The organism is Ruegeria sp. ANG-S4 (assembly GCF_000814005.1).
Classification (GTDB): domain Bacteria; phylum Pseudomonadota; class Alphaproteobacteria; order Rhodobacterales; family Rhodobacteraceae; genus Ruegeria.
Window position 1 is genome coordinate 1 of the sequence record NZ_JWLK01000009.1, and the last position, 7,629, is coordinate 7,629.

Below are 7,629 nucleotides of genomic sequence, written 5' to 3' on the forward strand. Positions count from 1 at the left end.
CGTTATCTATTGGCTATGAGATGCTGTAACGGGGCCTGCGTCACGCACGACCGTTGCCACTTGCCAGATCAGCACCGCGCTGTCGCCATTCCCGTATTGAGCCCACATGGAGGATGACGGGATGAAATTATTTGTTGGATTGGATGTATCGCTTGCGAAGACCTCTGTTTGCGTGATCAGCGAACACGGCCAGATTATCAAAGAAGCAGAGACTGAAAGTGAACCCGAAGTACTGGCGCGTTGGTTTGATGAACTTGACGGCAGCATCGCTGCGATTGGCCTGGAGGCCGGGCCGCTGTCGCAATGGCTGCACCGTGGGCTGACCGAAGCTGGCCTTGATGCGGTACTCATGGAAACGCGCCAAGTGAAAGGCGCATTGAAGGCCATGCCGATCAAGACGGATCGGCGCGATGCCGAGGGGATTGCTCGGCTGCTTCACCTTGGCTGGTTCCGCCCGGTTCACTGCAAATCGGTCTCGGCTCAAGAAACCCGCGCCGTTCTCGGTGCCCGCAAAGCCATTCAACAAAACATGATCGCCTTGGAAATGTCGCTGAGAGGACTGCTGCGGAACTTTGGCCTCAAGGTGGGCGCGATCTCTCGCGGCAGATTCGAGGCCCGCATTCGGGAATTGGCAGATGGAAATCCCATGCTGGAAACCGCGACAGCACCAATGCTGCGTGCCAGAGCATCTCTGCGACAGGAACTGGTCGGTCTCGAAAAGCGCGTGCGCCAGTTGGCCAGGGATGATCCAGTATGCCTACGCCTTATGTCAATGCCTGGGATCGGTGCAGTAGTAGCGCTGACATTCCGTGCTGCGGTTGATGATCCGGCTCGCTTTCGGTCGTCAAAGAGAGTTGGTCCCTGGGTTGGTTTGACACCTTCACGCAATCAGTCCGGTGAACGGGACGTGTCAGGCGGTATCACCAAATCTGGTGACGTGAATCTGAGGCGGGCGTTGTGCCAAGCCGCAACCGTCATGATGAACCGTGGCCGGTCGACTTGGTTGCGAACATGGGGCGCCCAATTGGCTCAACGCCGCGGTCGTAAAATCGCAATGGTTGCTCTCGCACGCCGCATCGCTGTCATACTTCATCGGATTTGGATCGACGGCACCGAGTTCCAGCCCGATGAGGCACCGAAAATGACCTGACCTTGTCGTTGCCTTACCCGTTGCCTGCTTGAGCGCGGGCTTTCGAGGTCCCCCAGGGACGTGGTTCCGATGATGCCGTGGTCAGGACTGTCGCTGTTCTTTGCCAAGCACGCCTATGAGATGGGCACATCGGAATTACATCGAACCAGCATCATGTTGGCAGCCATCGCGCTGACCACGAACCGAAGCAAGTACCCGAAGGATCTCAGCCGAAAGCCGCGAGAAAAGGCGGAACGGACACTAACAATACCAAGGCAGCCGCTCCGGCGGATCAATTGTTATACCCAAAACCGCTTGACTGAAGCGACCCCGTTACCGAAGTCCTGACCCTAGAGCACAACTGGCGAAAAAAGTATCCCCCTAGTGCGCGTCCTAAGGAGAGGCGTGGGGGTTCTGATCCCTTCCAATATGCCATCTCTCTCGCTAAGACCAAGTTAATACTGTTGAGGAAAGCAAGGATGTTGCGATAACACCAGAAAATGACTCGTACATCAAGCACCTCGAGTCCGAGAAGCATGCTTTAGAGGAACATATTAAAGAGCTGCCAACAGAAGTCCGTACGATCAACAACCTGATTTATAGAAGAAAATCAGAGCTCTTTGCTGGCGAAACAGGCGAGGCTCGCAACCTCAAGAACGCTGACAGGTTGTTCTCTGAGACGATCATACTTGATGCTCTCAACAACTCGAAGCGCGGCCTGCGCACTGGTGAAATTCACAGCATCATCTCAAAGCAGGGATACGGGCTGAACTACAACACGCTTCGCAGCTACGTCACGAGGATGCGTGACAAAGGCTTGATACGAAAGAAGACCCCAACATCCTACTATTGGACCGCTGAGGCTGGCTTGACTACGCCCTCCTCACAGTCTTGAAGCTGACGCGAAAAAGCTGGGCGATCTCCGAGAGCCTCCGCCCTTCATCATCGCGCATACGGCGTACCTCGTCGCGCTGAGCGGCTGAGAGGGCAGGGGGCGACCACCGCGACCCTGCCGCGCTTCTTCGCAGCTTCTAGCCCCTCCCTAGTCCGCTCTGAGATGCGTTCACGCTCAAACTGAGCGATGGATGCGAAGACGTGGAAGACCAGACGGCCTGCGGGCGTGGTGGTGTCGATATCCTCGGCCAGAGACCGAAACCCGCCGCCGCGCTCCTTGATGGCCTCCACGATGTCGAGAAGGTCACGCAGTGACCGTGCAAGGCGGTCGTACCTGGTGACGACGATCACGTCTCCTAGCCGGAGCTGATCGAGGAGCTGGTCGTCTTTAGAGACGCGGGCATATCCGAAGATCATAGATCAATGGTGTCATAAACGTCCCAAAACTCAAAAGGTTTTGTCAGGGGGTTTTGTCCCGCTCAAGTGCTTGGTTCATCGTAGGGTTGGGTAGGGGCCAAAAACGACCGTTTTAGCACCTCGCACTATTGAGTAGAACTATCGCAAAACAAGGGGAGTTGTTGTAATCTTGTGGTAGAGTTGATTTAGGTACAGATATGTCGGTCATTGGGAAAACTACTTCGGCAGAATTCGCACGGGAAGTGCCCACCATGTCAGATGTTCGAAAGAATCCAAGCTTTCGGCGTACGTCTGACAGTGAACTAAGAGAGGTTGAAGCCCAGCTGAATGTATCAACTGGTGTTCTGAATGGCCTCGAATTCTATACGACAAATGAGATTTGCACCGGGTGCGGGCGCAAAAAGGGCTTGCCGGATGTGATTGACACAGCAATCAATGACGCAAACCACAGTCCAGCCGAACTGCTATACGCCCTTCTAGGAAACGAAAAAAACCTTGGCCGCCCCCAGCATATTCGATGCAAGGCGTGTGGGACGTTATCCTCCGGATATTCCGAATATATTGGCTCAAATTATGCTTGCGGCACAATTGAGTTCTGAGAGTGATAATCGGTAGAGACGCGCTGCGCAGGGCCGTGCAAGATCATGAGAATCTCTGGACGTCCTTGGGTCAACCCACTACCCTAGTCCATGAACTGTCAAACAAGTCTTGCTTATCACGCAGTTGAAACCAAAATTTGTACTTACGGTCTAGGAGCTTAAAATGTCCGACAACATTAACGACTTTGTCATCCGATTGAATATCGAGCTGACGGACGAGCAAAGAGCTAAGATCGAGAAGGAATTACGCAAAACTGTTCTAGTTTGCCTTGCCGATCTCGATCTTCTCGAAGACCGAAAGATAGAAGAAATTGACCTCAATGCATTAGGTGGCCCAGGAATAGGAAATGGCGGCCTTATGGGTATGATGATGTGACATCTACAAAGCCTGGGAAAGCCGTATTGTGTCCAAGCTCGCCATGCACTACGGCTTCAAGCGCTTTTGCCGTAGTTGGGACTGGCCGACGTTCAACATTCCTACCCGAACCCTTACCTGTGTCCAACGAATTCATTGCGGCTGCTAATGAGCATGGCCGCGTCGAAAAGCGCTTTCGATTTTCAGCGCCGTGCGTTCAAACAAAGTGTCAGCATTGGCAGAATTCGCAATGTTCGTTGGCCGAGCGAGTAGCAACCCTCGGAGAAGGTTCCTACAGAAGTGAAGACGTTCCCGATTGCTCGATTAGACAGTCATGTCGTTGGTACCGGCAAACCGGCTTCTCTGCATGCAAGGTTTGTACTCTTGTAATTCGAGACACTTGTGCGCAGGAGAATTAGAGAAACTTTGTAGCTGACTTGATGGATTTTAATGCTCTCGTTGAAACGAATTTCGTTCCACTGCAAAATGGGCATTGTTTCTCGTATTCCCAGGCGAATTGATGACAGGACGTACAAAGCTTTAATGCCTCTTCCGAAGCTCCTTGTTCTCGACCTGCACTTATCTTCTCTATTATCCTGTGCTTCCGAGGATCATCGCTTTTTAGCGTTTTTCCTTCTTCGTCTTCTATCACAACCTCGAATTCTCCACGGTCAAAAGATGAGCCTGGAGCATCACGAACCTTACGGATTTTCTCCTTTAACCCCAATTCAGATAGACAGATGGCGCGGTAGTGGCAGTACGGGTTTTCACCTACCGTCCCAGTAAGAGAATGAGTCGCCCACGAGCAGCCTCCTTTGCAGGCTGCCCAATAGTAGCAAGCACCACAGATGCTTCCTGATGGTGGATCACGGGTTTCATTGAATCTAATTCTATCCGAACCAATCCAAAGGTCTTGAAGAGTATCATACTCTGAGGGCGTGACGCCGAAATCCTCGGTCGCTAGCGATGGACATGCCTTGATAGTTCCATCTGCTTCGATCCCCATGGTTGATTGCCCGGCACCACAACTGCTCCAATGGCTGTCAGTGTCCGATCCTCTTTCCCAAAGCCACTCGTAGGGACCGAAATACCCCAAAGCGTTGGATGCTTGCACCAACATCCCCACGCGTGACGCCGAAGTACGTATTCGCGCTACGCTATCAAGAACCTTGGTAATTTGATAAGGTTGGAACAACAGCGTTTCTTCGTCGGCAGCATTCCCCATCGCTACGACGATCTGGAATTGCCAGTTCCTAACATGAAAACCTTTCAACACTTCATACAGCAGCTCAAGTTCGTCGATATTCTTCGATGTTATCGTTGTGTTTACGTTTGAGGTGATGTGAAGGTCGCGCGCAGCTTCGAGCGATCTCAAAGCATGTTGAAAAGAAGTTCGAACGCCGCGGAGGCTGTTGTGTGTCTTCTCCAGCCCGTCAATTGAAATTCCGATTGCTGCGAGACCCGCTTCCTTTGCATCCTTTAGGCGCTCGCGTGTTAGGTGGAAGCCGCCTGATTGCATCGTGCACAAGATACCTTTGCTCGATATCCTCTCTACGAGCTTCAGCCAGTCTTTTCGAAGAAAAAGTTCACCGCCAATTAGGGTGATCTCTCTGGTTCCTAGGTCTGCGAGTTCATCGATCAGACCGAACGCATCTTCTGTAGACAGCTCATCTTTTCTGGGGGTTCCAGCCCTAGAACCACAATGTTTACACTTGAGATTACAAGCTAATGTAGTCTCCCAAACCACGTAAACTGGCCTACGAGTCTCTACATCGGACTTGGACAGAAATCTGGTTGCCGCCACCTCTAAAAACTAAACCATCAAGGCTTAATTGAGCCGATAATCTCGGACAGCGATACTATGCTAGCGTTCAGCTCTCCTTGTCGCTTGCTCAGGGCATCTCGAAGCGCGACTAGCTTCGGCAAAATATCATCAGGCGAAGCACCGAGCCAATCAGCATCTTCCGATGTTGCGGCCGCTGTCACCTCTAACAGCTTGGCGATGTCCCCGCCTGCAAGTGCTTCGTCAATCCCTGTTCCGTATACTGCTATTACTCCGGGCATTTCTGTTCTCCTAGTTTTATTCAGGTAGTCCTTCGATTGGATCGTTCTCGGCTAAGATTATCCCAAGCTCTGGCAAAGAAATATCTTTAGTTGCAACATCTCCCATGATGCTTCTTGGTGCACGGAATATTGTTATCCGTGTATCGGCATCACGCTCGGATATCACAGCTCCAAGCTGTAAAGGCCGATAGTCTAGTATACTCTGCTTGTGGTCAGGATATTTTCGCGCGGCGACGGCAATCGCCTTGTCTAGTGTCGTGCCAACGTGACTTTTCTGCGGGAGATACAGAGAGGGGCTTACTTGCCCCGCACCCAGAGCGTCCTCAGTTGGTTCTACAACGTAAAAGAGTGTATCCGATCCTTGGCGAACCGGGACATAGCGCTGCTTCATTACAACAAGCGAGACTCCCAAACCGGTTGGGTCTACCACCGCTGCTTTTTCTTCAATGTAGCCAGATATATTTACAGGTTCAGCTCCGAGCGCTGCGATCTTCTCGGTGACCTCTGGTGGCAATCCGCCGAGAAGATTTGGTAGCCTCTCAGCGATGCGTTGCGCGTCTTCATCCGACAAAGAATCCAAGCTAGCCATCAGATCGCCTCCTAGTGCCTCCTCCGATACGACCCATGACCACTTCCATTCCCCTTTTCCAAACGCTTCCAACACCCTCTCGTATGTGTCGACAATCACACCTTGCAGTGGGTCAAGGACGGTCAGAGAAAAACTGCCGTCGGAGTTCTCTGTATAACCTGTTATTAGCATGGCATGACCGCCGATTGGTCGCCACTTCACGCCAAACTCAATTGGCTTTCCTGAATCTATTGTGCTTTTAATTTTTTCTTTTGAAAACGGCTCGCCGAAATACTCGGCATTAAAAGAGTATTTCGCCCATTCACTTGAAATAAGTATAACTCTGAGGGGTTTATTGCATTGTGCGGTAGACCCATCTTCACAGCAGGAATCGTCTGAAATGCTAAAGGCTTCATTGGCAAGTGAGCACTGTTGAATTGGAGTGCCCATGACCATTTGCATACAAGCAGCCCAACACCAGAAAGACTGGGTCTGAAAGATGAAATCTATTGGCAGCACCTTCGAATTTGCACCGGCACCCAGTGCAATGGCTGACAAATCAATATCCATGAGCTCTCCTAAGGCCAGAACCTTGCCACGCGCCAGATGTCACGCGACAAGGTCATTTCTGGTGCCTGCTTAAAAGTTAATGTTCACGCCACAAGAAACACTCCCGCTTACGCCACCGAGAGCGTCGGAGTCGGAAGTCGCAATAGTGTTAAGGGAACGAGGGGTTGTACCCTTCGGTACGGTGAATTGGATATCAACAATGCAGGGTCCAATCAGCTCTGTCCAAGCAGCTGGGTCACCACCGCCGCCTACAGAAGCATTGGCCGCTTGCCCAAGCGCGTCAGCGATGACTTGAGCTAAGCCTTTTCCCGCGGCCTCTAGAAATACTTTGGCGGCTTCTTCAGCCGTGCCACCAAGCGCCGCACCGTCGACGCCCTCCATATTTATTCCGTTGATTTGTGCCATAAATATTCCTCCCTTCTGGAGCCAAAACAAAAACGCGGTATGGGCACCGCTACGCCTACCATTCGACAACCATTCTCATATTCCAAGCTTTTTTTAATTCTGAAAATCACTTACATTGCCCGCGCAGCGATAATTGCTTTCTCACGGCTCAAAATCCTGCCCTCGATCCTTTTGGCGCTCCTGTCGCCTCTCTCGCATCTGCTCGATGCGTTCTAGGGTGAGCTGTCGCTTGCACTCCTTGGCGCGTTCTATGCCCTCGTGCTGCGCAGTAAGGCGCTGCTCTTGTTTCTCTGCCAGCTTCGCACGGTCGATGTTCTGGCGCTTGATCAGAGCGTTCAGCGCGTCAAGCTTGCGGGTCTCTGCGTCCTGAATACTCGCTTCCAGCTTATCCAGCCGATCGCGCTCTCCTTTCCCTGTGAAGACTCGCCGGAACCGCGCCAGGAGCCTATGATCCTGAAGGCGAGATTTGAGCTGGTCGGCCTCATGCCGCACCGTCGCATGGTGTGGCTCATAGAACTTGTGTAGCTCGTCTTTCAGGTATTCTCAGGTTTGACTATCGTATTCTTCGCGTTTCTAGCCCTGATGTACCTTTTCTCTTAGGGTCAGGACTCATAGCCAATAGATAACG

Annotated in this window: 8 protein-coding genes; 2 read left to right on the forward strand and 6 right to left on the reverse strand. The window is 51.9% G+C overall.

Annotated elements, in window-relative coordinates; genetic code table 11:
* Positions 1 to 121 precede the first annotated feature (121 nt).
* Complete coding sequence (locus RA28_RS20965) at positions 122 to 1,150, forward strand: IS110 family transposase (RefSeq protein ID WP_039533075.1); 1,029 nt, start codon at positions 122 to 124, stop codon at positions 1,148 to 1,150.
* 921 nt (positions 1,151 to 2,071) lie between these two features.
* Here the strand turns inward: RA28_RS20965 and RA28_RS20975 are convergent.
* Complete coding sequence (locus RA28_RS20975; protein ID WP_241481186.1) at positions 2,072 to 2,440, reverse strand: recombinase family protein; 369 nt, start codon at positions 2,438 to 2,440, stop codon at positions 2,072 to 2,074.
* Positions 2,441 to 3,202: 762 nt separating this feature from the next.
* Between RA28_RS20975 and RA28_RS20985 the strand changes: the two genes are divergently transcribed.
* A complete protein-coding gene (locus RA28_RS20985; protein WP_039533065.1) occupies positions 3,203 to 3,415 on the forward strand; it encodes a hypothetical protein in 213 nt (70 codons plus the stop codon).
* Positions 3,416 to 3,809: 394 nt separating this feature from the next.
* On the opposite strand, the gene RA28_RS20990 is transcribed toward RA28_RS20985, so the two are convergent.
* From RA28_RS20990 to RA28_RS21010, 5 genes are all read right to left on the reverse strand, one after another.
* Positions 3,810 to 5,141 carry a radical SAM/SPASM domain-containing protein gene (locus RA28_RS20990; RefSeq protein WP_193747446.1) on the reverse strand — a complete coding sequence of 444 codons (1,332 nt, stop codon included), beginning with the start codon at positions 5,139 to 5,141 and terminating at the stop codon, positions 3,810 to 3,812.
* A gap of 74 nt (positions 5,142 to 5,215) precedes the next feature.
* Positions 5,216 to 5,458: a hypothetical protein gene (locus RA28_RS20995; protein ID WP_039533068.1), complete on the reverse strand. Its 243-nt coding sequence runs from the start codon at positions 5,456 to 5,458 to the stop codon at positions 5,216 to 5,218.
* A 16-nt stretch (positions 5,459 to 5,474) separates the two neighbouring features.
* On the reverse strand, positions 5,475 to 6,596 hold the full coding sequence (locus RA28_RS21000) for a papain-like cysteine protease family protein (RefSeq protein WP_039533069.1): 1,122 nt from the start codon (positions 6,594 to 6,596) through the stop codon (positions 5,475 to 5,477).
* A 69-nt stretch (positions 6,597 to 6,665) separates the two neighbouring features.
* Positions 6,666 to 7,001 (reverse strand): hypothetical protein, encoded by a 336-nt coding sequence (locus tag RA28_RS21005; RefSeq protein WP_039533071.1) that lies wholly within the window; start codon positions 6,999 to 7,001, stop codon positions 6,666 to 6,668.
* A 141-nt stretch (positions 7,002 to 7,142) separates the two neighbouring features.
* Positions 7,143 to 7,493: a hypothetical protein gene (locus tag RA28_RS21010; protein ID WP_039533073.1), complete on the reverse strand. Its 351-nt coding sequence runs from the start codon at positions 7,491 to 7,493 to the stop codon at positions 7,143 to 7,145.
* Between the last annotated feature and the right edge of the window lie 136 nt (positions 7,494 to 7,629).